Source organism: Amycolatopsis sp. NBC_00348 (assembly GCF_036114655.1).
GTDB lineage: Bacteria > Actinomycetota > Actinomycetes > Mycobacteriales > Pseudonocardiaceae > Amycolatopsis.
In genome coordinates this window covers 2,485,548-2,507,536 of record NZ_CP107994.1, presented here as the reverse complement: position 1 = coordinate 2,507,536, position 21,989 = coordinate 2,485,548, and the positions used below count along the sequence as shown (strand labels likewise).

Genomic DNA, 21,989 nt, shown 5'->3' with positions numbered 1-21,989 from the left:
GCGGGTGCGACGTACCCAGCAGGACCGTTCCGCCGGCACGAAGGCCGCCCTGGTCGCCGCCGCGCGCGAGCTGTTCGCCACCCGCGGCTACCAGGCCGTGCCGGCGGACGAGATCACCCGCGCGGCGGGCGTCACCCGCGGCGCGCTGTACCACCACTACGCCGACAAGCAGGGCCTGTTCCGGGCGGTCGTCGAGGAGCTGGAACGCGAGCTGACCGAAGAGGTCGCGGCCGCGTTCACCCAGGCCGCGGACCCGCTGACCGGCATGACGCTCGGCCTCGGCGTGTTCCTCGACGCGTGCCTGCGCGAGGACGTCCGCCGGATCTCCCTCACCGACGCGCCCGCCGTGCTCGGCTGGGAGGTCTGGCGCGAGATCGAGGCGGAGTACGGCCTCGGGCTGATCGTCAGCGTGCTGGAGCAGGCCAAAGTGGACGGCCTGATCGTCGAGCTGCCGGTGCCCGCGCTGGCGCAGCTGGTGCTGAGCGCGGTGATGGAGGCGGCCCGGATGATCGCCGCGGCGGACGATCCCGCGCGCACCCGCGCCGACGTCCAGCAGGTGCTCGGCGCGTGGCTGGCCAGCCTCCTGAAGACCTAGCCGGGGTCCTCCGCGAGCCGGGCCGGGGTGACGCCTTCGGGCACGTCCACGGCGTCGAACCACCCGCAGGCGGGGTCGCCGGGCGGCCGGTCGAACCGGGTGACGTACGGCTTCACGTCGAGCACCGGCGTGCCGTCCAGCAGGTCGACGCCGGCGAACCGGATCGTGGTGCCGGAGACGTCGAGCAGCCGGATGAGGCTCAGCCCGATCGGGTTCGGCCGGCGCGGGCCGCGGGTAGCGAAGATGCCCATCCGGCGGCCTTCGCGGCGCAGCAGGTACGGCACCTGCGTGAGCCCACCCGGCCGGTCGGGCCGGTCCAGCCAGCTCAGCAGCCACGCGTAGTCGAACCCGGCGAGCCCGGCCAGCCCTTCGGCGAAGCCGTCGTCGAGTTCGATGGTGCCTTCTTCGGCGCGGTTCGCGGCCGCCTGGACGGGGGTGTGCTCGAGCTCCGTCCGGGCGGTGCGCACGACGCCGATCGCGGGCAGCGGTGGCGGGGTCATCGGCCCAGCCTAGGTGCCCGCGACCGGCGTCGCGTCCGGTCGTCAGCCCGTGACGAGCCCGACGCCGAAGGTCTGCAGGATCTCGTTCACCGGCTGGAACCACGTCTCGCCGCCGGAGCTGCAGTTGCCCCAGCCACCGGAGGTGACGCCCTGCGCCTGGTCACCGGTGATGAAGGAGCCGCCCGAGTCGCCGGGTTCGGCGCAGACGTTGGTGCGGGTCACCTGGTAGACGGCGCCCTGGGAGTAGTTGACGGTTTCGTTCAGCCCTTCCACGACACCGCAGTGCCAGTGCGTCGTCGAGCCCGAACGGCACACCGAGGTGCCGACCGGCGCGACCCAGGAGCCGCGCACGATCGCGTCACTGACTGTGCCCCAGCCGAGCACGACCGGCGCGGTCCACCAGCCGTTGCCGATGCGGATGAAGGAGTAGTCGTTGCCGGGGAACGAAGATCCGGCGAACGTGCCCATCGCCGAGCCGTCCCAGCCGACGACCGAGCTGCCGGCGCCGCCGCAGTGCCCGGCGCTGACGAACCCGCCGTTCACGGAGAAGCCGATCGAGCAGCGGGTGTTGCCGTTGATGTAGTACGGGTCGCCGCCGACGGTGCCGGCCGAAAGCGTCTCGGCCTTCGGCGTCGACGTCACGGTGACGGGGCCGGCTTTCCGGGCCTGCGCGACGAAAGCGTCGACGTCGGCGCCCTGCGCGCCGGGCCGGAGGGTGACCACGACGCTGCCGGTGCGCGCGTCGGTGCGCCAGCCGCTGACGCCGGCCGGGGCGGGGTGCGCCTTGGCCGCCGAGTCGATGGCGGCCTTCGCCGCGTCCAGCTTCGCCGCGCTGACGGCGGCGGTCGTCGGCTCGGCCCCGGCTCGGCGGACGGCGGCGGCCGCGGCGGGGTCGGTCACGCCGACGACGAGCTTGCCGAGCGCGGGGTCGAACCAGGCCCCGCCGAACGCGTTGCCGGCGGCACGCTGCGCGTCCGGCAGCACCCGCGAGGCGGTCATCTCCTGTCCCAGCCGGGTTTCGGCCTGGGCGGTGGTCAGCCCGAAATCCCGTTGCATAGCGGCGATCAGGCCGGGTGAGGCCTGCGCGACGGCGGGGGCGAGGGCACTGCTGGCGAGACTGGCGGTGAGGACGGCGGCGCCGCCGAGAGCCAGGGCGATTCTTCGACGCATGAGGAACTCCTCCGAGGCCGGGGGAAAGAAACACACTGTGGGCCGAGTGTGCGGGCGGGTCCGCGGCAGGTCCAGAATTGTCCGGTTTTCTGTCCGGAATTAGCGGGAGCGAACGACTGTCCACAACAGACTGAACGCTTCGATATGTTGCGCCACAACATGTTTCGCACGCACCAAAGAAGCGCGACCCGGCTCCCGGCCGTTCGCGGCGCGCGCTCGCCAACCTCCATTACAACGTTGTAAAAGGTCTGAACCAAGTACAACACGCCCTCGCGCCCGGGACCAGGAACCAGGGACGGCAGGGCACCAGACGTGCATGACCGTCCCCTCGACCCGGCGCGAATCCGGAACCCGGCCGCCCCTGCGGGCCCTTACCCCCGGCTCGTTGACAGACCGGCCACTACCGCGACAGAATCCTATTTCCTATAGGATTCTGCGTCAGGGGGATCGATGGCTGTCGTCACACGGGCCGGAGCTTTTCTCGTCGACGTCGCGGTCGAGCAGGCCCGCACCGACGCCGTGCAGGCGTTCCTGTCCCAGGAGACCGTCTTCGTCGAGCTGAGCACCGACGACGGCGGGAGCGGGCTCGGCTACTCCTACACGATCGGCACCGGCGGCAGCTCCGTCGTCGCGCTGCTGCGGGACCACCTGCTCCCCCGGCTCGTCGGGCAGGACTCCCGGCTGGTCGAGGCGATCTGGCGGGACCTGTTCGCCGCCACCCGGGCGACGAGCGTCGGCGCGATCACCTCGCTCGCGCTCGCCGCCGTCGACACCGCACTGTGGGACCTCAAGTGCCGCCGGGCCGGCGAGCCGCTGTGGCGCGTCGCCGGCGGGTTCGGCGCGCGGGTTCCGCTCTACGACACCGAAGGCGGCTGGCTGCACCTCGGCACCGAGGAGCTCGTCGCGGGGGCGAAGGCCGCCGAGGCCGCCGGCTGGGGTGGCGTCAAGGTCAAGATCGGCAAGCCCACCGCCGCCGAAGACGTCGAGCGGCTCGCCGCGGTCCGCGCGGCCGTCGGCCCGCGGTTCGACCTGATGGTGGACGCCAACCAGTCGATGACGGCCGCGGAGGCGATCCGGCGGGCGGCCGCGTTCGCCGGACTGGACCTGTGCTGGCTGGAAGAGCCGCTGCCGGCCGACGACGTGTCCGGGCACGCCCGGCTCGCCGCCGCGACGCCGGTGCCGATCGCCGTCGGAGAGTCGCTGTACTCGATCGCGCAGTTCCGCGACTACCTGCACCGCGGCGCGGCCTCGATCGTGCAGCCCGACGTCGCCCGGGTCGGCGGCATCACGCCCTGGCTCAAGGTCGCCCACCTGGCCGAGGCCTTCAACGTCGACGTCTGCCCGCACTTCCTGATGGAACTGCACGTGAGTCTCGTGGCGGCCGTCCCGAACGGCCGGTACGTCGAGCACATCCCGCAGCTGCGGGCGATCACGCGCACGGAAATGACCGTGGAAAACGGCCGTGCGGTACCACCGGAAACCGCCGGTCTCGGAATCGACTGGGACCGCGACGCGATGGACGACCGCCGCGTTTCCTGAGCGCGCACTTCCGCCCGGCCACCCGAATGGGCGGCCGGACGGAAAGGCGCCGGAATCAGATTTCGTCGACCTGATAGGTGACCAGCCTGGCCGGCACCAGCAACGCGCCGGTGCATTCCGCGACGGCCGGGCCGAAGCCGTACGGCACGAAGTCGCCGACCACGTACCAGAAGGCGTTGCCGCTCGCGCAGTGCGCGATCACTCGGTAACCGTAACCCTCACCGGGGAAGCAGGTGACCGAGACGCCTTGGCCGAAAAGCACGCCGTACCGCTCCCCGAAGCAACCGGGTGGCGCGAAATCGCTGCCGGCCGCGGCCGCGGTACCGACCGTCAGACCGAACAGGGAAAAAAGCGCGACGGCGAGAACCGCCAATTTCCTTCGCATGACCACTCCTCAGCGCGGAGAACCCGACCTGACGAAGCGTAGAAGTGCGGGAGAATTACCGGCAATTCATCGGGCAAGTGAATTCCGCGCAGCGGAAAGTCACGACACTGCTCCATCCGGGCGAGCGCGGGCCCCCGGGCGGCTCGCGGAGGGGTGACGCCCGCGGGCGTTTCTCCGACCACCGCGACAAAACCGGTCCCGACCCGCCCTCTTCGCCGCGGAGACGGCCTTGTCCGCGACCCCGATCGACGCGGGCCGCCCGGCTCAGCTCGCCCGCCGTCCGCGCGTGCCACTCCGAGATGGCCGGAACCCGGTGCGACGGGAGCGTCCTCAGTGGACCTTCAGGGGCCGATCAGTGGGCGAACGCGGTCAGGAAGCGGTCGCGGAAGGAGTCCATCTTCCAGACCGGCGCCTGCGCGGCCGGGTGCAGGCCGTCGGTCCAGCCCCAGCCGGAGATCCGGTCCAGCACCTTCGGGTCCTTGGCCACGATCGTGATCGGCACGTCGTGGACCGCGCCCTGCGGGGTGACGACGGGCGGCTGGTGGTCACCGAGGAACACCAGCACGAGGTTGTCGTCGCCGTAGTGCTGCACGAACGAGATCAGCGTCTTCAGCGAGTAGTCGGTGGCGTCGCGGTAGGCGTCGCGGATCTTCGCCGGGTCCTTCCAGACCGACTCGGGCGCCTCCCCCGCGCCCGGCTGCGGCGCGAAGACCGAGCCGTCGCCGACCTGGTTCCAGTCGACCAGCCAGGGCCGCGGCGACCAGGGCGCGTGGCTGGAGACGAGGTCCACCTCCGCCATCACCGGCTTCTGGGCCGACTTCGCCAGCTCGTTGCGCTGCAGCATCGAGAACGTGTACTGGTCCGGCATCGTGGCGTAGGCGAACCCCGGCCCCTTGTAGCCGATGTTGCGGAAGTCGTAGTAGGCGTCCGGGTGGTAGAACCGCTGGCCCTCCGGCCAGTCCTTCGTGTGCGCGGGCACGTCCCAGACGGTCTTCCAGCCCGCCTTCTGGAACGCGCCGCCGAGGGTCAGCCGGTCGCTGTCGAGGAGGTTGTTGTAACGCTGCTGGTTGTCGATCCACATGCCGGACTCGACGGTCGAGTGCGCGAGCCAGCTGCCGCCGCCGAACGTCGAGGACGACAGGAACGCGCTTTTCGCGCCGATGCCGGCCGCCCGCAGCTGCGCCGTGCCGGCGTCGAGCGTCGCGCCGATCTTCGGCGCGAACTCCGGGTCGTCGAGCGCGACGCGGCCGTAGCTCTCCACGAACGTGAGCACCACGTTCTTGCCGCGCAGCCCGGCCAGCAGCTGGTCACCGGGGGTGTTCCGGTACGCGTCGTCGGCGGCCAGCTCGCTGAACGGCTGCTGTTCCCGCAGGTCCGTGCCGACCTGGCGGAGGTCGTCGTAGGCCAGGGCGGCGGCGTTCTGGGCCGCGACCGGCTGGCCCGGCGCGATCTCGACGCCGAACACCGAGCAGACGATCCAGATCACGCCGAGCACGGCCACCACGCGTGTTGCGCCGGTCCGCCTGCCGGCCGCGATCCGGGTGAGCCGCAGCATCGCGAGCACCATGAACACGACGACGGCGATCGCGAGCACCACGGCGCCGGCCAGCACGGCGTAGGCGGCGGCGTCACCGATCTCCCCGGCGAGGAACTCGAGACCGGCGTTGAAGAAGCTCCAGTCGTAAACCGGGTCGAACGGCTTCTCGAGCGTCGCGTAGAAGCCGGTGTCGAGCGCCTTCATCACGACGAGCAGGCCCAGCACCAGCCCGACCAGCACCGCCACGACCCGGCGCGCCCGCGGCGGCAGGACCAGCACGAACGCGGCCACGATCAGGCCTTCCACCGGCACCCGCACCAGCGCTTCCGGTGCGAACGAGTTGAGGTCGTCCGGCGCGAGCAGCGCGAACAGCACCAGCAGCGCGGCCAGGACGGTGAGCACCACGCCCGCGACGGCGTGCCGCCGGGCGGCCCGGGGCAGCCCGAAGTCGGGCAGCACCGTCCCTGCCGTCCCTGCCGTCCCTCCGTCCGGAGTGCGGCGGCGGGCTCGCCGCGACAGCGGCAGACCGGTGGTTCCCATCATGGCGCGGCCTCACATCACAGTTCACGGGGCGATCGCCGGGCCCGTGCGGCGGGGACGGCGATCCTCACCGCATATACGGATAACGACGGCGCGCGGTTCACGCACCGCGACGCCGGCGGCCGGAGGTCCCCCGTTCCGGGACGATCCGGACGATCGGCCCCCGGTACCCGGGTCGGGGCGTCGTCCGCCCACCCGGGTGCTGGTCGTCCATTTCGTGCGGCGGCACCTTTCCGGATCCCGGCGATCGGGCGGATCCGAAAGGAAATCGCCGTTACCCGATGCCCGTGGTCTCAAACCCCCGTACTCCGTCTTTCACCCACGAAAGAGCCGCGATACCCCCTACCGGGGAAGGAATGCGGCCGTTCGGTTGCGGCCCGGTCGGCCGGGTGTTTTGCTCGGGAAGACCGAAGCCCCGCTATTCCGAATGGAGCCCTACCGATGAGTCTTTTCGACAAGGCGAAAGAGGCCCTGGGCAACAACCCCGACAAGGCCGACCAGGGTGTCGACAAGGCCGCCGAAGCCGCCAAGGGCCGGTTCGGCGAGCACTCCGACAAGATCGACCAGGGCTCGGACAAGGTGAAGGACTTCCTGCACAAGCAGGGCGGCGGCCAGCAGGACGCGCCGCCGCAGTGACGCGACGCCGGTGACTGCCCAGCCGACCGGGCGAAGCACGCTTCGACCGGGCCCCGGCTGGGTACCACCGGCTCCGTGGTCGCCACCTACCTCGTCCCCGTCCGGACCGCCCTCTACCTGTTCCCGCTCATCGCGCTGGTCGTCATGCTGCCGGCGGCGTTCGTCAGCTACCGCCGCCGAGGCCGCGCGGGCGGGTGGACGACGGTCGTGTTCTACACCTTCGTCTTCTACCTCCTGGCGATCGCGACGCAGACGATCCTGCCGCTGCCCGACAACGCGAACTTCTGCGCCGGCAGCAGCTACGCCAGCTCGCCCCAGTTGCGGCCGTTCTACTTCGTCGAAGTCGTGTCGCAACGCGCCCGCGGCCACTGGAGCCCGAGCGCGATCCTGCACAACCCCGCTGTCTGGACCACCGCGCTCAACGTCGCGATGCTGGTCCCGTTCGGCCTCTTCCTGCGCTACGCCCAGCGGATGCGCGCGGTGCCGACGATCCTGGCCGGGTTCGGCCTCTCCCTCCTGTTCGAGCTGACGCAGCTCACCGGCCTGTGGTTCGTCTACCCGTGCCCGTACCGCCTGTTCAGCGTCGACGACCTCATCCTGAACACCGCCGGCGCCGCGCTCGGCTGGCTGATCGCCGGCCCGCTCGGCCGGGTGCTGCCCGCGCTGGAGCCGGACCACGACCGCCGCCGCTACGCCACGAAGGTCACCTTCACCCGGCGGCTGTTCGCGCTGGCCACCGACCTGCTCGGGTTCGCCGTGCTCCTCGGGTTCCTGTTCGGCCTGCTGACCCTGTTCGGCGAGGACATGCGCCACCGCGACACGCCGGTCGTCATCCTCGCGCTCGTGTGGTTCGTGGTGCTGCCGGCGGTCACCGGGTCGACGCCGGGCAAGCGGGCGATGCTGCTGAAGGTCGCGCGGCGCAGCGGCCGCCGGGCCGGACCGATCTCGCTGCTGGTCCGCAACGGCGTCCTGCTGTCCCCGCTCTGGCTGACCTGGCTGCTGCTGGACCTGGACCACTGGGACCTCGGCGAACACCCCGAACAGCTGCTGCTGCCCCTCGCCCTGGCGGCGTCGGCCTTCGTCGTGCTGGTGTGGACACCGCTGGCCGTCCTGCTCGACGACGAGCACCGCGCACCCTACGAACGGCTGACCCGGACCGTGAACGTCGCGATCGTGCCCCCACCTGCGATCACCCCCGTCGAACCGGCACCCGCGCCCGCCCGCGCCAAGGAAGTCCTTTGAGGACGGCACAACCACTGCGCTGCCCGTGTCAGGCGCCGCTGGTAGATTTGCGTGAACGGGTTGAACCGCCAGCCCGCTGTCAGACGAAGCCCGTCCCCTCCAGGAGCGACAACCCATGAGCACCGACGCAACGCGGCCTCGGCAGCGCTCCTCCGGTGAGGGCTGGTCGCTGGCCAAGCACGACGCCGGAGACGCGACCGTCTACGTCCTGCGTGGTGAGTTCGACCTGGCCGTCTCGGTGAAACTCGAGAACCTCCTGCCCGCCGACCCCGGCACCGGCCGGATCGTGCTGGACATGACCGAGGTCACCTACTGCGACTCCAGCTGCCTGCAGGTGCTGCTGCGGCTGGGCAACCGGCTGCACGACGCGGGCGGCCGCTTCGCCATCGCGACCACCGTCCCCGCTGTCGTGCGGCCGGTCGAGCTGCTGGGCCTCGCCGCGGTCATGCCGCTGCACCCGACCGTCGACGCGGCGCGCGCTTCCTGGGGTGAGGGCGCATGACGACGTCCGGCGCCCGTGTGGGCGAGCCCGGTTCGGGGCATGAAGAAGGGGACGACATCCCTTCGGGGCCCGGCACGGTGAAGGAGGCGGACGTGAACCTGCGCTTCGACAGGCACGAAATCGGCATCACGGCCGACCTCTCCGAGCTGGCGAAGGTCCGCAGCTGGGTCCGGACCGTGCTCGGCGGCTTCCCGGCGAGCGTGGTCACCACCGCGGTCATGGTGGTGGACGAGCTGGCCTCCAACGCCCTGCGCCACGGCCACGCGCCCTACCACGTGCGCCTGCTGCCCAGCGCGGCCAAGGTCCGCATCGAGGTCGACGACGGCAGCGGCGAGACGGCCCGGCGCCGGACGCCGTCCGACCAGGGCGGCCGCGGGCTGCTGCTGGTCGAACGCTGTGCGGCCGCGTGGGGCCAGCTCGGCCGGCCCACCGGCAAGACCCTGTGGGCCGAGCTGGCCACGGACCCGGGGACCCATGGCTGAACGCGTCGACACGGCTCCCGTCACCCCGCTCACCGGCGACCGGGGCTGGGACGCCGCGCCCGCCGCGGCCATCGTCGCGGACGGCGCCGGCGTGGTCCGGGCGCTGAACGAGGCCGCTCGCCTGCTCTTCCCCGGCGTCGCCCCCGGCCGTCCCCTGGCCGGCACGGTCGCCGGCTGGCTGGCCGAGGCCCACGACCTGCGCACGAGTGAGATCACCCGCGGCGAAGCCGGTGCCCGGTTCCTGGCCGCGCACCCGGTCCCGCACGGCGACGCCGTGACGTGGTGGCTGGTCGACGAGACCGACATCCGCACCGCCCAGGACGCGCTGGCCCACGAGCAGGAGCGCACGGCGTTCCTCAGCGAGGCCTCCGCCGCGCTGCTGGGCTCGCTGAACCTCGAACGCTGCATGGAGGTCGCCGCGCGGCTCGCCGCGGAGCACCTGGCCGACGCCGCGCTCGTGCTGGCGCCCGCGACGACCGGCTCGTTCCCCGCCGTCACCTGCGTGCGGGGCGGCGAGCCGTCGCGTGGCCGGCTGGAGGTCGACCCGGACGAGCTGCCCGGGCTCGGCGAGGCCCTCCAGGGCTTCCCGCCGGTGCCCTCACGCTGGCTCGACCCGGACGCCGCGCCCCGCTGGCTGCTGCCGGCCGGCTTCGGGCCGGTCGGCTCGATCGTCGTGACGCCGCTGCCCGGCCACGGCGTGCCCGCCGGCGCGCTGGTCCTGCTGCGCACCGGCGACCGGGCCTCGTTCAGCGAGCAGGAAGAGCTCTTCGCCCGCCTCTTCGCGGCGCGCGCGGGGGCGGCGATGTCGGCGGCGCGGGTGTTCGCGCTGCAGGCGTCCATCACCGACACGCTGATGCGGGAGCTGCTCCCGCCGACGCTCGAGCAGGCCGGCGGGGTCGAGTTCGCCGGCCGGTACCGCCCGGCGCTCGACGGCGAGCGGATCGGCGGCGACTTCTACGACGTGCACTCCGCGATCGACGGCGACGAGTCGCTGGCCGTGCTCGGCGACGTCTGCGGCAAGGGCCTCGACGCCGCCGTGCTGACCGGCAAGATCCGCACGACGCTGCGGGCGCTGCTGCCGATGGCGGGCGACCACCAGCGGCTGCTCGGGCAGCTGAACGCCACGCTCGCCGACCGTCGCGACGCCCGCTTCGTCACGCTGGTGCTGGCGTCCGCGCGGCGCGAAGGCAACACGGTCCGGCTGCGCGTCACCTGCGCCGGCCACCCGCCGCCCCTGATCGTCCGGGCGGACGGGCGGGTCGAGGAGGCCGACACCCACGGCAGCCTGATCGGCGTCCTGCCCGAGATCGAGTCGACGAGCGCGGACATCACGCTCGACCCCGGCGAGACCTGCCTGATGTTCACCGACGGCATCGTCGAGGCCAAGGGCGGCCCGCTCGGGGACGCGATGTTCGGCGAGGACCGGCTCCGGCAGGCGCTGACCGAGTGCGCGAACATGCCGGCCGACGCGGTCGTCGAGCGGGTGCACATGCTCGCGGCGCAGTGGATCGGCCGCGGCAACCACGACGACATGGCGGTCCTCGCGATCACCGCCCCGCGCGGGCAGCACCTCGCCGCGGTCGGCGGGCACGGCCGCGGGAGGTACACCGCGTGAGCGCCTCGACCCGGACCGGCCCGGCCGGGATCGCCGAGCACGCCGAGCTGCTCTGGGCCGCCGTCACCACCGGCGACGAGTACACCGCGGGCGACGTCGTGGTCCAGGCGCTGGGCCAGGGCCTGGACCCGGAGAGCGTGCTGCTCGACGTGATCGGCGCGGTGCAGCGCAAGGTCGGCCGGGAGTGGGCGGCCAACCGGCTGACCGTCGCCCAGGAGCACGCGGCGACGGCGATCAACGACCGCGTCATCGCGACCTTCGGCTACGTCCTGCAACGCCCCGAGCCGCACCTCGGCCGCGTCACCGTCGCCTGCGTGGACGGCGAGTGGCACGCGATGCCCGCCCGGCTGCTCGCCGAGGTCCTGCGGCTGCGCGGGTTCCACGTCGACTACCTGGGCGCACAGGTCCCGGCGCCGCACCTGGTCGCCCACCTGCACCGCACCGGGCCGGACGCGGTCGCCCTGTCCAGCTCCATCGCCACCCGGCTGCCGACGGCGCACGCGACGATCACGGCGTGCCAGGCGGCGGCGACCCCGGTCATCGCCGGCGGCGCCGCGTTCGGGCCGGACGGCCGGTACGCGCGGCTGCTCGGCGCCGAAGCGTGGGCCCCGGACGCGCGCACGGCCGCCGACAAGCTGGCCGAGCCGCTCCCCCGGCCGCAGATCGGCCACCAGCCGCTCGACGACCTGCCGCACCTGGCCGACCAGGAGTACACCCTGGTCACGCGCAGCTCGGGCAACCTGGTGAAGGCCGTGCTCGCCGGGCTGGAGGAGCGGATCCCGGCCATGCGGTCCTACACGGACCTGCAGCGCCAGCACACCGCCGAGGACATCGCGCACATCGTCGACTTCCTCGCGACCGCCCTCTACGTCGGCGACAGCGAGCTGCTCACCGGGTTCCTGACCTGGACGGCGGACATCCTCACCGCGCGCGGCGTCCCGGCCGTCTCGCTGGTGCCCGCCCTCGACCTGCTCGAGGCGCAGCTCCGCGACTTCCCCCGGGCCACCGAGCTGCTCGGCACCGCGCACACGCACTTGGCGGCCCGGGCCGCCGGATCGGGGCCGTCCGCATGAGCAGCGCGCTGACCTGCACCTGGACCTCGCCGCGGCCCGACACGGCCCGCGTCGTCGTCACCGGCGACCTGGAGTACACGACGGCCGCGCTGCTGCCGAAGCTGATCGGCGACCGGCTGGCGGCCGCGCCGGGCGTCCGGGACGTGCGGCTCGACTGCGAGGGCATCGGCTTCTGCGACTCCTCCGGGCTCTCGGCGCTGCTGCGCGTCCACACCGTCGTCACCGACGCGGGCTGCCGGCTGCACCTGGACAACCGCCGGCCCGCCCTCGACCGGCTGCTCGCGCTGACCGGCACCTTCGCCCACCTGACCGGCGAGGCCCCGATCGCCCGCGCTCGCGCCGACTCCTGACCCCTAGTCGTCCGCCCGGGCCAGTTTCGACGGCCACCAGATGCGGCGGCCGACGTCCACGGTCAGCGCCGGGACCAGCAGCGATCGCACCAGGAACGTGTCCAGCAGGACGCCGAACGCGACGATGAACGCGATCTGGGCCAGGAACAGGATCGGGATCACCGACAGCGCGGAGAACGTCGCGGCCAGCACGACGCCGGCCGACGTGATCACGCCGCCGGTCAGCGACAAGCCGCGTAGTGTGCCGGCGCGGGTGCCCCGGGTCAGTGCTTCCTCGCGGACGCGCGTCATCAGGAAGATGTTGTAGTCGATCCCCAGCGCCACCAGGAACACGAACCCGAACAACGGCACCACCGGGTCCGCGCCCGGGAAACCGAAGATGTGGTTGAACACCAGCGCCGACACGCCCATCGTCGCGGCGAACGACAGCACCACCGTCGCGATCAGCAGCAGCGGCGCGAGCAGGGACCGCAGCAGCAGGGCCAGCACGAGGAAGATCACCAGCAGCACGATCGGGATGATCAGCTCCCGGTCGTGCACGGACGTCTGCTGCGTGTCGAGCTGGATCGCCGTCGGGCCACCGACCTTGGCCGCTGCGCCAGGCACCGCGTGCACGGCGTCGCGCAGCCGGCCGACGGTCGCGACGGCGGCTTCGGAGTCCGCCGCGTCGTTCAGCACGGACAGGATCTGCACCCGGCCGCCGACCACCTTCGGCTGCCCGTCGGGGCCGGGCAGCGGGAGCGACTGGGCCACACCGTCCACTTCGGACGCCGCGAGCACGGCGGGCAGCGCGCCGGCGTCGGCGATCGTGATCGCGGGCGCGCCGAGGCCGCCCGGGAAGTGCCGGCCGAGGATGTCCTGGCCGGTCCCGGACTCGACCTGGGTGAGGAAGACGTCCGACTGCGCGGTGCCGGACGCCTTGAGCTGCGGCAGGAACGCGACGCCGATGCCGAGCACGAGCGCCGTCACCACCCAGACCGTGCGCGGCCGCTTGCCGACCAGGCCGGCCACCCGGCCCCAGATCCCGGCGGTCTCCGGGTGCGGCGAGCCGAGCGCGGGCTTGAACGGCCAGAACGCGCCGCGGCCGCACAGCGCGAGCACGGCGGGCAGGAACGTCGTCGACGCCAGCAGCGCGGCGCCGATGCCGATCGCGGCGACCGGGCCGAGGCCCTTGTTGGAGTTCAGGTCGCTGAACAGCAGGCACAGCACCCCGAGCACGACGGTGCCCGCCGACGCGGCGATCGGTTCGAGCGTGGCGCGCCACGCGATCCGCAGCGCGTCGAACCGGCTCGGGGTGTCGCGCAGCTGCTCGCGGAACCGCGCGACCGTCAGCAGGGCGTAGTCGGTCGCCGCGCCGAACACGAGGATCGAGAGGATGCCCTGGCTCTGGCCGTTGAGCGCGAGGATGTCGTTCTTCGCCAGCAGGTAGACGACGAGGCTCGCGAGCCCGAGCGCGAACACCGCCGAGAGCAGCACCAGGAACGGCAGCAGCGGGCTGCGGTAGACGACGATCAGGATCAGCGCGACCACACCGCCGGCGACGAGCAGCAGGATGCCGTCGATGCCGCCGAACGCCGTGACCAGGTCGGCGATCTGCCCGGCCGGGCCGGTGACCAGCACGGTCAGGCCGTCCGGCGCGCCGGCGAGCTGGGCGCGGACCTCCTTGACGACGTCGGCGGGGTTGCCGTCGGCGAGGATCGGCACGGCCAGCTGCACGGCCTGGTTGTCGCGCGGCGCGGGCTGCGGCTGGCCGAGCGGGCCGACGACGCCGGGCACGGTACCCAGCTGCCGGGCCTTGTCCGCGAGGAACCGCCGGTCTTCGCCGGTCAGGCCGCTCGTTCGCTCGGCGACGACGGTGGCGGGCAGCACCTGGCGCGGGGTGAACGCCTTCTGCTCGTCGGAGACCTCGGTGGCTTCAGCCGACCTGGGCAGGAAGGCGGCGTTGTCGTTCTTCGCGACTTCGCTGAGCTTCCCGGCGAACGGCCCGCCGAACCCGCCGATCGCGAGCCAGCCGATCACCAGGAGGGCCGGGATCAGCCAGCGAAGACGGCGTGGGGCGGTCTTGTTCATGGTCGCTAAAGTCCCTTCGAGCGCGAACACGCCCAATTGTTCAGCAGGCTGAACATTCTGCACGACGACCGGGAGTGACGGTGAGCACAGCCCCCGAACCGGACCTGAGCACGTGGCCGACCGGCCGGCTGCTGGCCGTGGCCGCGCGGCTGGTCGAGCAGCGCTGGGTCGCCGTGCTGGCCGGCATGGGCCTCACCCACGCGGGGCTGATCGCGTTGCACACCCTGCGCGAGGGGCCACTCCCCCAGCGGGCGCTGGCCCAGCGCTGCCAGGTGACCGACCAGACGATGAGCCGCACCCTCGACCGGCTCGCCAAGGCCGGCTTCGTCACCCGCACGCCGGACCCGGCCGACGCCCGCCGCCACCTGACGCGGCTGACCGCGCGCGGCCGCACGGTCCACGAACGCGCGGTGCGGGCCGAACGCGAAGACCCGGCCCTGCTCGGCGGCCTCGGGGACGACGACGCCTTCCGCACGCGGTTGCTCTCTTTGATCGGCGGTCTGTCGGCGGGCGATTGAGATCAACCGGGGCTGGGTAACTGAGCAGGCATGTGGATCGCGGTGAGCACCCCAGTCGCCCTGTTGATCGCAACCGTGCTGATGGAACGGTTCGAGCGACGATGCACCCTCGTGCCCACCGCGAAAGCCGAACGACCACCGGTCGGCAACTGACCTGGATTTCCTTGCGGCCTGGCACTTTCCCGCGAAAGTGCCAGGCCTTTCGCGTTCACCCTTTCGAGTGATCCACACCTCTTCGAGAACCTCCGCTCCTCCCCTCGCGACTTACGGGTAGATCCGGCGACACCGGGTCAAGGGAGGAGATCACCATGCGCGGCACCACGAAGCCGAAGCGGACAGTGCTCGGCCTGGCCCTCGCGGCCGGGCTGATCACGGCCACGAGCATCGGGATCGCCGGCGGGGCGTCGGCCGATTCCGGGACCACGGAGGGGAAAACCATGACCGAAGCACACCAGAAGCCGCCGAAGGGGGCGCGCGCCACCGTTCAGGTGAGCCCGAACCCCACGACCAGGCGCGGCGAAGAAGTGACCATCACCGGAAACTGCGGCGGCGGCACGGGCCTGAAGTCCGTGCTCGGCGGCTTCCCTGAGCACCCGGTCCTGGAGAACATCCGGATCCTGAAGTCCGGCCCGGACGAATTCGAGGCGAAAGCCACGCTGTCCGAACAAATCGGCAACGGCGTGGGTCCGGTGTTCGTCGACTGCGGCGGTGAAGCGGGAGTGACGTTGCTGGTCACGCACGTCTGAGTGAACGGCCCGCCCGCCGGTGCTGCCGGTGGGCGGGTCTTTCTCCAGCAGTCAGTGGCCGTCATCGCGCCGTAGCGAAAACGGGGGCGTCGCGCCCGCGAGCAACGCTTCCGCGTCCACCGTCACGGCCTTGCTCCCCCGCTCCCCGAACCGTCGCGCCACCAGCGCGCCCGGCTCGTCGACGCGGTCCGCGCGCTTGGGCAACGCCCGCTCGCGCTCGCCAGAACCGGCTTCACCGAACGGAGGTCATTACCGCCCTGCACCTATCTCACGCCCGAAGCGAAGCGCGGTTCACCACTGGCCGGTATCGCCCCGCAGCGAAACGCCGGCCATCACTGGCCCGCGCCGTCATCGCGCCGCAGTGAGAACGGGGGCGTCGCGCCCGCGAGCAACGCTTCCGCGTCCACCGTCACGGCCTTGCTCCCCCGCTCCCCGAACCGTCGCGCCACCAGCGCGCCCGGCTCGTCCACGCGGTCCGCGCGCCCGGAGAGGAACGCCCACTCGTGCTCGTCGGAGCCGAAGTACAGCACGGTGCCGAACACTTCGCGGAACCGTCGCCACGACGCCAGCAGCGTCTCGTTGCGCCACAGCGTCGGGCAGCCCGCCTGGCAGGTCACCACGCCGCCGGAGGCCAGCAGCCGGGCGCAGCGGCCGAGGAAGTCCGTGCCGTACAAGCGGTTGTGCTGCGCGTCCGGGTCGGTGTTCTCGTCCGGCAGGTCGATCACGACCACGTCGTAGGTGTCGCCGCGCTCCTCCGCGGCGGCCAGGAAGGCCCAGCCGTCCGCGAAGGACAGCCGGACCGGGCCGGACCCGCGTTCGGCTTCGGCGAGGTCGGCCGTCGTGTAGCCGTAGGGCAGGTGCTCGGCGCAGGCGCGGACGGCCTGCTCGTCGATGTCGACGTGGTCGACGACCTCGGCGCCGGCGGCCAGTGCCAGTTCGCAGGCGACGCCTTCGCTGGAACCGATCACGAGCACCCGGCGCACCTGGTCGGCGAGCAGGAGCGCGGGGACCATCAGCGCCTCGTGGTACAGCAGCTGACTGGCCTCGGTGCTCTGGCGCTCGTTGTCGCAGAACAGCGAGACGCCCTGCGCGGTGCGCCCGATCAGCACCTCCTGGTAGGCCGTGCGCGCGCTGAACACGACGTCGTCGACCTCCCAGACGCGGGTCAGGCCGGGGCCGAGTGGTTCGTGGATCGCGGGCATCAGGCTTCTCCCCGGCGGAGGACGGACAGGTGGACCGAAGCGGCGTCGAGCGACTTGGCCAGCAGCCGCACGGCGTGCTCGGGGTCGGCGCGCTCGCCGCAGGTGAACACGTCGGCGAACAGCGACCCGTGCTCGGGGTAGGTGTGCACGGACGCGTGCGACTCGGCGAGCAGCGCGATCACGGTGGCGCCCTGCGGCGCGAAGCTCTTGGCGACGACGTCGACGACCGTCGCACCCGCCTCCGTCACCGCGGCGCGGAGCAGCTCCCCCAGCTTCGGGGCGTCGTCGAGCAGGCCCGGGTCGACGCCGTGCAGCTCGGCCAGGACGTGCCGTCCGGTGAACCGGCCGAATTCAGGCATCTCCCCACTTCCCCAGGCAGTAGGTGCGCAGCGGCTCGATCCCGTTGAACTCCACCGAGGCGTACGACGCCGTGTAGGCGCCGGTCCCGGGCAGGTCGAGGCGGTCACCCGCGCACAGCGACAGCGGCAGCTCGTAGGGCGTCCGCTGGTAGAGCACGTCGTCGCCGTCACAGGTCGGCCCGGCGAGCACCACCGGCCCGGTGGGCCCGGCGGGCCGCCCGACCGGCTCGAACCGGTAGGCGATCGCCTCGTTCTCGGCCTCGGCGAGGCCGTTGTAGCGGCCGATGTCGAGGTACACCCAGCGCCGCTCGCCCCGGTCCGCGACCAGCACGACCTCGGTGCGCAGCAGACCGGCGTCGGCGACGAGCACCCGGCCCGGCTCGAGCAGCAGCTCGGGCCGCTCCTCGGGGAAGTGCGCATCGAGCGCCGACGCGATCGTCGCCGCGTAGGTGGCCAGCGGCGGGACGCCGGTGCGGTGGGCCGTCGCGAAGCCGCCGCCCAGGTTGAGCCGCGTCACCGGCACGCCCTGGGCCGCGGTCTCGGCGGCCAGCTTCGCCGCCGTGGCGATGCCGATCTCCCAGGCGAGCGGGTCGGGCTGCTGCGAGCCGACGTGGAACGCGATGCCGGGCCGCAGGCCCAGCTCAGCCGCCCGCAGCACCAGGTCGAGGGCCTCGGCCGGGTCGCAGCCGAACTTGCGGCCGAACGGCGTCACCGAGTCGGGCGCGTCGAGGACCACGCGGATCGACACGGCCGAGCCGGGCGCGTGCCGGCCCAGGTTGTCGACGTCGGCCGGCGCGTCCGAGGTGAACTCGCGGACCCCGCGCTCGTAGGCGAAGGCGATGTCGCGGGCCTTCTTGATCGGGTTGCCGTAGGCGAGGTCCGCTGGGTCGGCGCCGCGCTCGAGGCACCGCGCGACCTCGGCGGGCCCGGCGACGTCGAAGCCGATCCCGGCCGCCACCAGCGCGTCGAGCACCGGCGGGGCCGGGTTGGCCTTGACCGCGTAGCGGATCAGCGCGCCGGGGAACGCCGCGCGGAACTCCGCCGCCCGGGCCGCGACGACGTCGGTGTCGACGACGAGGCACGGGGTCGGCGGATCCCGCTCGTCGAGGAACCGGCGGATCCGGCTGAAGTCGGCGCACACGCCGCCAGTCTTGCAAACGACGTCAGACGAACCGCCACAGGTGGTCCGGGGAGCCGTTGTCGTCCCACTGCGTCACCTGCGCGCCGTCGGCGGTGGACTGCTGGTCGACCGCCATGACCTTGCCGCTGCGGACGTTGACGACCTTCGACCAGCCGCCGCCGGCGTCGACGATCCGCCAGTTGTGGTCCGGGGTGCCGTTGTCCTGGTACTGCTGCACGTGCGCGCCGTTGTCGAGGCTCTGGTCGTGCACGGCCAGGATCTTGCCGCTGTTGCGGTTGACGATCCGGACCGTGCCGTCGCCGTTGTCGACCACCGCCCAGAGGTGGTCGGCGCTGCCGTTGTCGCTCCACTGGGTGACCTCGGCGGTGTCGGCCAGTGACATGTTCGACACAGCGAGGACCTTGCCCGACCGCTGGTTCTGGAGCTTGCGCCAGACCGTCGCCGAGCCGGCGGGCCGGGTCAGCAGCGCCAGGTAGCCGCCGGCGACCGGACGGGCCTGGAAGCCGCGCTGGGTGGCGTCGGCGACGACGTACCAGTCGGTGAACGGCACGCGCTGCGGGGTGCTGTTCGCGAAGCTGTAGACGCCCTCGACCATGGTGTTCCGGATGTTCGGCTGGTCGGTGAGCCAGGCCGCGGTCCACAGCTCCCAGTCGGCCTTCGTGTAGTTGTTGCGCGGGTCGAGCAGCACGCCGTGGGCGCCCGCGCGGGCCTGGTACCAGGCCGCCTCCTGCGCGGCGACGCCCAGCGGCACCAGGTCGAGGCCGAGCACGCGGTCGGCGAAGCCGTTGTACTTGAGGCTCCACGTGCCGGGCTGGTCGTAGGCGAGCTTCAGGTGCTGGCCGGACGTGTCCTGCGCGAGCGTCACCCACTGGCTGACGTAGCTGCGCGAGACCGACCGGTAGCGCTGGGCGTCGGCGGTGTTGCCGGTGGCGCTCGCGATGACGCCCATCGCGCCGACGCCGACGATGCCCTTGAGCGCGAGGTTGGCGCTGTGGGCGATGAACCCGGTGAAGTCGTCGGTCTGGTTCTGGAAGCCCGGGTCGAGGGTGTTGCCGACGAGGTACTCGGCCCACTGCCGCAGGATCCGGTAGTGGGTGGTGGCGAAGGCGCTCGCCTCCGCCGCCGGCAGCCGCTGCACCAGCGCGGCGGCCATGATCAGCATGTTGGCCGACTCCTCGACCGGCATGCTCTCCTCGTTGCCGTCGTTGTGCCCGGTCGCGTCCGGGTAGTGCGTGCCGACGTCGTGCTCGGCGAACTGCATCGGCCAGCCGCCGTGCTCGGGGTAGTCGAGCAGCGGCTCCAGGATGAGCCGCAGGTAGGCCGGGGACAGGTAGAGGTAGGCCGGGAACGCCGGGTAGGTGACGTCCACTGTGGACATGTTGCCGCTGGAGGAGATCTCCTTGAGGAAGGCCCACGGCGCGCCGCCGCGGTCGACCAGCTCGGTGCCGCCGAACGCCTGGCGCAGGGCGAGCGCGCAGATCCCGGCGTAGTGCTCGCCGGTGGTGCCGCCGCCGGCCGCGGCCACGGCGTCGTCGTGCAGCCGCTGGTCGATCGCCGTCGCCGCCGACAGCGCGGCCGCGTGGTCGGCCGCGAACCAGACGGCCATGTCCTGCCAGCTGCCCCAGTAGTGCGTCCACCAGGGCTTCAGCTCCGCGCCGAGGTAACGCACCGCCGGGGTCCGGACGTGGCCGACCGAGAGCGTGAACGGCGCCGACGTCCCGCCGGCCGCGATCGTGCCGAGGTTCTTGTTGAACGCGAGCACCGGCCAGCGGTCGCTGATCGCGCGCGGCTGCGCGGTGTCGCTGGTGTTCGGCAGGGCGCCTTGCCCGGCGGACGCGGCGCGCACGACGGTGTCCTGCCCGATCTGCCAGGTCGTCCCGGCGGTCGGTGCCGCCACCACGAGGGAGCCCCAGCTGGCCTGTTCGCCGTTCTCCTGCAGCACGCCCGGGCTCGCCGGGGTGCAGCTCAGCAGGGTCTGGCCGCCGGACTGCTGCTGCGTCCAGGTGACCGGGGTCGCGGTGTTGCCGTGCACCCACTCGGCCGAGGTGTCGAAGTGCAGGTCGACGGCGTGCGCGCGGCCGTCGGTGCTGGTGGCCTGGATGGTCACGTAGCCGAACGGCACGGACTGGCGTTGCAGGTTCGCCGGGTCGACGGGCGAGAAGAACGTGACGGTCAGGTTCACCCCGCCGCCGCCGAGGACGTAGGTCGAGCGGGTGCCGGTGACCTGCAGGCTCACCTGCGTCATCGGGGTCAGCGCGGGCCCGGACGGCAGGGCGGGCGAGCCGGCGAAGACGTAGGCCACGCCGTCGACGCGGGCGAGGCCGCACAGCGCGGTGGTGTGCCCGTTCCAGAAGCTCGCCCACGTGCCGGGCAGGTTGTCGGACGGCTGCCAGGCGGACAGGTACGGCGAGCGGACGATCAGCGGCGTGGCCGGCGGCCGGAGCGGGCTGAAGGTGCCGGCGGCGGCCGCCACACCGGGCAGCCACAGGGCGGCGGCGACCGCGGCGGCCGTCCCGCCGGCGAGCCGCAGGAGGTCGCGGCGGGACAGGTGATCGCGTGCACGGGAGGACATCGATGGCCCCTTCTACGGCGTGTGACCGGAGCGACGAACAGCGCAGGGACACTTTTACATCGTTGATACAACGTTGTAAATCCGCCGATGGTCGGCGTCCGCTGTTGCTCCGGGTGCCGGACGGACCACGCTGCGCTCTGGTCCGGTGCCACCTGAGCCCGCCGTCCGGTCGGCGCTGACCTGGCCGGACAGTGATTCGGGGCCGCCGCGGACCGCACGCCGGACAGCCCGCCCCGGGCCGTTTGGCGCGGGTCGGTGTCTGGCCCGGTTCCTGTCCACTCGGGGCGTGATCGGACCATCACGGTGCCTGGCCGAACACCCGCGCCCTCGACCGCGCCATCACCCCGGATCCGCCCGACGCCCACATCCAGCGCGACGCCGGCGGCGCGCTCACCGGCGTCCTGCAGGCGCGCGGCGCCGAGCACCGCCTGGAGCGCCGGGAGTCGTTGCGCGGCCGGGGTTTCCGCGCGGAGAGCGTCAAGATCATGCAGCACGGCGGGTTCGGCGTACGTCAACCACCTCGACGACACCGGCGCGATCCGGCCCGGCCGCCGCGCGGACCTGGTCGTGCTCGACCGGGATCCCTTCGACGGCACCGAAAGGGAGAGGTCGCGCTGACGTTCACCGGCGGCCGGTGTGTCCACGGGGCGTGCGGGCTCAGGGCACGACGCTCACCCGCGGGTGCAGGGGCAGGCTTTCCAGCCCCTCGACGTCGAGCACCAGGAACCAGTGCGCGTTGGCCGGGATGTGGATCTTGAACATCGGTGCGGTGGCCACCCCGCCGTGCATCCGGTAGTACTGCCGGCGCCGGTAGGCCTCGAAGTTGACCGCCGTCAGGAGCCTGACGTTGGCCATCGCGGCCAGCCGGATGGTGACCACCGCGTCTCTTCGTACCTTCCCCAGGTCGAACACCTTCGGTTGCATTCCGTCCCTCTTCCACGCGTGTGTTTTCACCCAGTTGCCCGAGGTCGGCGCTCGACGACGCGAGAGATCGGAAGCCACCAGACCGGGCCCGGCCTTCCGGCTCGCCCGGCCGTCGGAGCGTCGCTGCGTGCCCAGTCACGGTCGGCGAACCTCCAGATGCGGGACCGAATCTGGACGTACCCAGCCACGCCGTACGCCACGCATGGCAGGCCGCTTCCACCCGTCCGGCCTAGTTCTTTCGGGCCGCCGGACCGGATTAACCCGCCAGTCGGCCGAGCCCGATCCACCACC

Annotated in this window: 23 protein-coding genes; 12 read left to right on the top strand and 11 right to left on the bottom strand. The window is 72.4% G+C overall.

Features of this window, described 5'->3' with window-relative positions; translation table 11 throughout:
• Positions 1–4 precede the first annotated feature (4 nt).
• On the top strand, positions 5–595 hold the full coding sequence (locus OHS58_RS11315; RefSeq protein ID WP_328648186.1) for a TetR/AcrR family transcriptional regulator: 591 nt from the start codon (positions 5–7) through the stop codon (positions 593–595).
• Here OHS58_RS11315 and tsaA read toward each other — a convergent pair.
• Together tsaA and OHS58_RS11305 are read right to left on the bottom strand one after the other, a co-directional pair.
• Entirely contained in the window at positions 592–1,095 is a 504-nt protein-coding gene (tsaA, locus tag OHS58_RS11310; RefSeq protein ID WP_328648185.1) for a tRNA (N6-threonylcarbamoyladenosine(37)-N6)-methyltransferase TrmO, read from the bottom strand. The genes OHS58_RS11315 and tsaA overlap by 4 nt on opposite strands.
• Positions 1,096–1,137: 42 nt before the next feature.
• Positions 1,138–2,265: a S1 family peptidase gene (locus OHS58_RS11305; RefSeq protein ID WP_328648184.1), complete on the bottom strand. Its 1,128-nt coding sequence runs from the start codon at positions 2,263–2,265 to the stop codon at positions 1,138–1,140.
• Positions 2,266–2,715: 450 nt separating this feature from the next.
• Between OHS58_RS11305 and OHS58_RS11300 the strand changes: the two genes are divergently transcribed.
• The gene (locus tag OHS58_RS11300; protein WP_328648183.1) at positions 2,716–3,804 is read left to right on the top strand and encodes a mandelate racemase/muconate lactonizing enzyme family protein; all 1,089 of its coding nucleotides are present in this window, start codon (positions 2,716–2,718) and stop codon (positions 3,802–3,804) included.
• A 55-nt stretch (positions 3,805–3,859) separates the two neighbouring features.
• Here the strand turns inward: OHS58_RS11300 and OHS58_RS11295 are convergent, their stop codons facing one another.
• Together OHS58_RS11295 and OHS58_RS11290 are read right to left on the bottom strand one after the other, a co-directional pair.
• Positions 3,860–4,189, bottom strand: coding sequence for a hypothetical protein (locus OHS58_RS11295; RefSeq protein WP_326949893.1), 330 nt, complete (start codon positions 4,187–4,189; stop codon positions 3,860–3,862).
• A gap of 352 nt (positions 4,190–4,541) precedes the next feature.
• Complete coding sequence (locus OHS58_RS11290) at positions 4,542–6,269, bottom strand: sulfatase (RefSeq protein ID WP_326949894.1); 1,728 nt, start codon at positions 6,267–6,269, stop codon at positions 4,542–4,544.
• 438 nt (positions 6,270–6,707) lie between these two features.
• On the opposite strand from OHS58_RS11290, the gene OHS58_RS11285 reads away from it, so the two are divergent.
• The 7 genes from OHS58_RS11285 (at position 6,708) to OHS58_RS11255 (ending at position 12,166) form a co-directional block, all read left to right on the top strand.
• Complete coding sequence (locus OHS58_RS11285) at positions 6,708–6,902, top strand: antitoxin (protein ID WP_326949895.1); 195 nt, start codon at positions 6,708–6,710, stop codon at positions 6,900–6,902.
• A 75-nt stretch (positions 6,903–6,977) separates the two neighbouring features.
• Positions 6,978–8,144 (top strand): VanZ family protein, encoded by a 1,167-nt coding sequence (locus OHS58_RS11280; protein WP_328648182.1) that lies wholly within the window; start codon positions 6,978–6,980, stop codon positions 8,142–8,144.
• 115 nt (positions 8,145–8,259) lie between these two features.
• The gene (locus OHS58_RS11275) at positions 8,260–8,646 is read left to right on the top strand and encodes an STAS domain-containing protein (RefSeq protein WP_328648181.1); all 387 of its coding nucleotides are present in this window, start codon (positions 8,260–8,262) and stop codon (positions 8,644–8,646) included.
• Positions 8,647–8,738: 92 nt separating this feature from the next.
• A complete protein-coding gene (locus OHS58_RS11270) occupies positions 8,739–9,128 on the top strand; it encodes an ATP-binding protein (protein ID WP_247052114.1) in 390 nt (129 codons plus the stop codon).
• Positions 9,121–10,743, top strand: a complete 1,623-nt coding sequence (locus OHS58_RS11265; RefSeq protein ID WP_328648180.1) for a PP2C family protein-serine/threonine phosphatase — start codon at positions 9,121–9,123, stop codon at positions 10,741–10,743. Before OHS58_RS11270 ends, OHS58_RS11265 begins: the two co-directional genes overlap by 8 nt.
• Entirely contained in the window at positions 10,740–11,816 is a 1,077-nt protein-coding gene (locus OHS58_RS11260; protein ID WP_326953070.1) for a cobalamin B12-binding domain-containing protein, read from the top strand. Before OHS58_RS11265 ends, OHS58_RS11260 begins: the two co-directional genes overlap by 4 nt.
• The gene (locus tag OHS58_RS11255) at positions 11,813–12,166 is read left to right on the top strand and encodes an STAS domain-containing protein (protein ID WP_328648179.1); all 354 of its coding nucleotides are present in this window, start codon (positions 11,813–11,815) and stop codon (positions 12,164–12,166) included. Before OHS58_RS11260 ends, OHS58_RS11255 begins: the two co-directional genes overlap by 4 nt.
• A gap of 3 nt (positions 12,167–12,169) precedes the next feature.
• Here OHS58_RS11255 and OHS58_RS11250 read toward each other — a convergent pair whose 3' ends face one another.
• The gene (locus OHS58_RS11250; protein WP_328648178.1) at positions 12,170–14,236 is read right to left on the bottom strand and encodes an MMPL family transporter; all 2,067 of its coding nucleotides are present in this window, start codon (positions 14,234–14,236) and stop codon (positions 12,170–12,172) included.
• A 74-nt stretch (positions 14,237–14,310) separates the two neighbouring features.
• Between OHS58_RS11250 and OHS58_RS11245 the strand changes: the two genes are divergently transcribed.
• Both OHS58_RS11245 and OHS58_RS11240 read left to right on the top strand, forming a co-directional pair.
• A complete protein-coding gene (locus tag OHS58_RS11245; protein ID WP_328648177.1) occupies positions 14,311–14,754 on the top strand; it encodes a MarR family winged helix-turn-helix transcriptional regulator in 444 nt (147 codons plus the stop codon).
• Between the two features lie 308 nt (positions 14,755–15,062).
• Complete coding sequence (locus OHS58_RS11240) at positions 15,063–15,500, top strand: hypothetical protein (RefSeq protein WP_328648176.1); 438 nt, start codon at positions 15,063–15,065, stop codon at positions 15,498–15,500.
• Positions 15,501–15,551: 51 nt separating this feature from the next.
• On the opposite strand, the gene OHS58_RS11235 is transcribed toward OHS58_RS11240, so the two are convergent.
• The 5 genes from OHS58_RS11235 to OHS58_RS11215 all read right to left on the bottom strand — a co-directional run bounded on the left by OHS58_RS11235 (position 15,552) and on the right by OHS58_RS11215 (position 20,774).
• Entirely contained in the window at positions 15,552–15,704 is a 153-nt protein-coding gene (locus OHS58_RS11235; protein ID WP_328648175.1) for a hypothetical protein, read from the bottom strand.
• A gap of 128 nt (positions 15,705–15,832) precedes the next feature.
• A complete protein-coding gene (locus OHS58_RS11230; protein WP_328648174.1) occupies positions 15,833–16,702 on the bottom strand; it encodes a spermidine synthase in 870 nt (289 codons plus the stop codon).
• Positions 16,702–17,061, bottom strand: a complete 360-nt coding sequence (speD, locus tag OHS58_RS11225) for an adenosylmethionine decarboxylase (RefSeq protein WP_328648173.1) — start codon at positions 17,059–17,061, stop codon at positions 16,702–16,704. The genes OHS58_RS11230 and speD overlap by 1 nt, the downstream gene beginning before the upstream one ends.
• The gene (locus OHS58_RS11220; RefSeq protein WP_328648172.1) at positions 17,054–18,202 is read right to left on the bottom strand and encodes a type III PLP-dependent enzyme; all 1,149 of its coding nucleotides are present in this window, start codon (positions 18,200–18,202) and stop codon (positions 17,054–17,056) included. Before OHS58_RS11220 ends, speD begins: the two co-directional genes overlap by 8 nt.
• 22 nt (positions 18,203–18,224) lie before the next feature.
• Entirely contained in the window at positions 18,225–20,774 is a 2,550-nt protein-coding gene (locus tag OHS58_RS11215) for a glutaminase domain-containing protein (protein ID WP_328648171.1), read from the bottom strand.
• A gap of 255 nt (positions 20,775–21,029) precedes the next feature.
• Here OHS58_RS11215 and OHS58_RS11210 point away from each other — a divergent pair, with 255 nt between their 5' ends.
• On the top strand, positions 21,030–21,392 hold the full coding sequence (locus OHS58_RS11210; RefSeq protein WP_328648170.1) for an amidohydrolase family protein: 363 nt from the start codon (positions 21,030–21,032) through the stop codon (positions 21,390–21,392).
• A 39-nt stretch (positions 21,393–21,431) separates the two neighbouring features.
• Here OHS58_RS11210 and OHS58_RS11205 read toward each other — a convergent pair whose 3' ends face one another.
• Entirely contained in the window at positions 21,432–21,698 is a 267-nt protein-coding gene (locus OHS58_RS11205) for a DUF1883 domain-containing protein (protein WP_247052126.1), read from the bottom strand.
• Between the last annotated feature and the right edge of the window lie 291 nt (positions 21,699–21,989).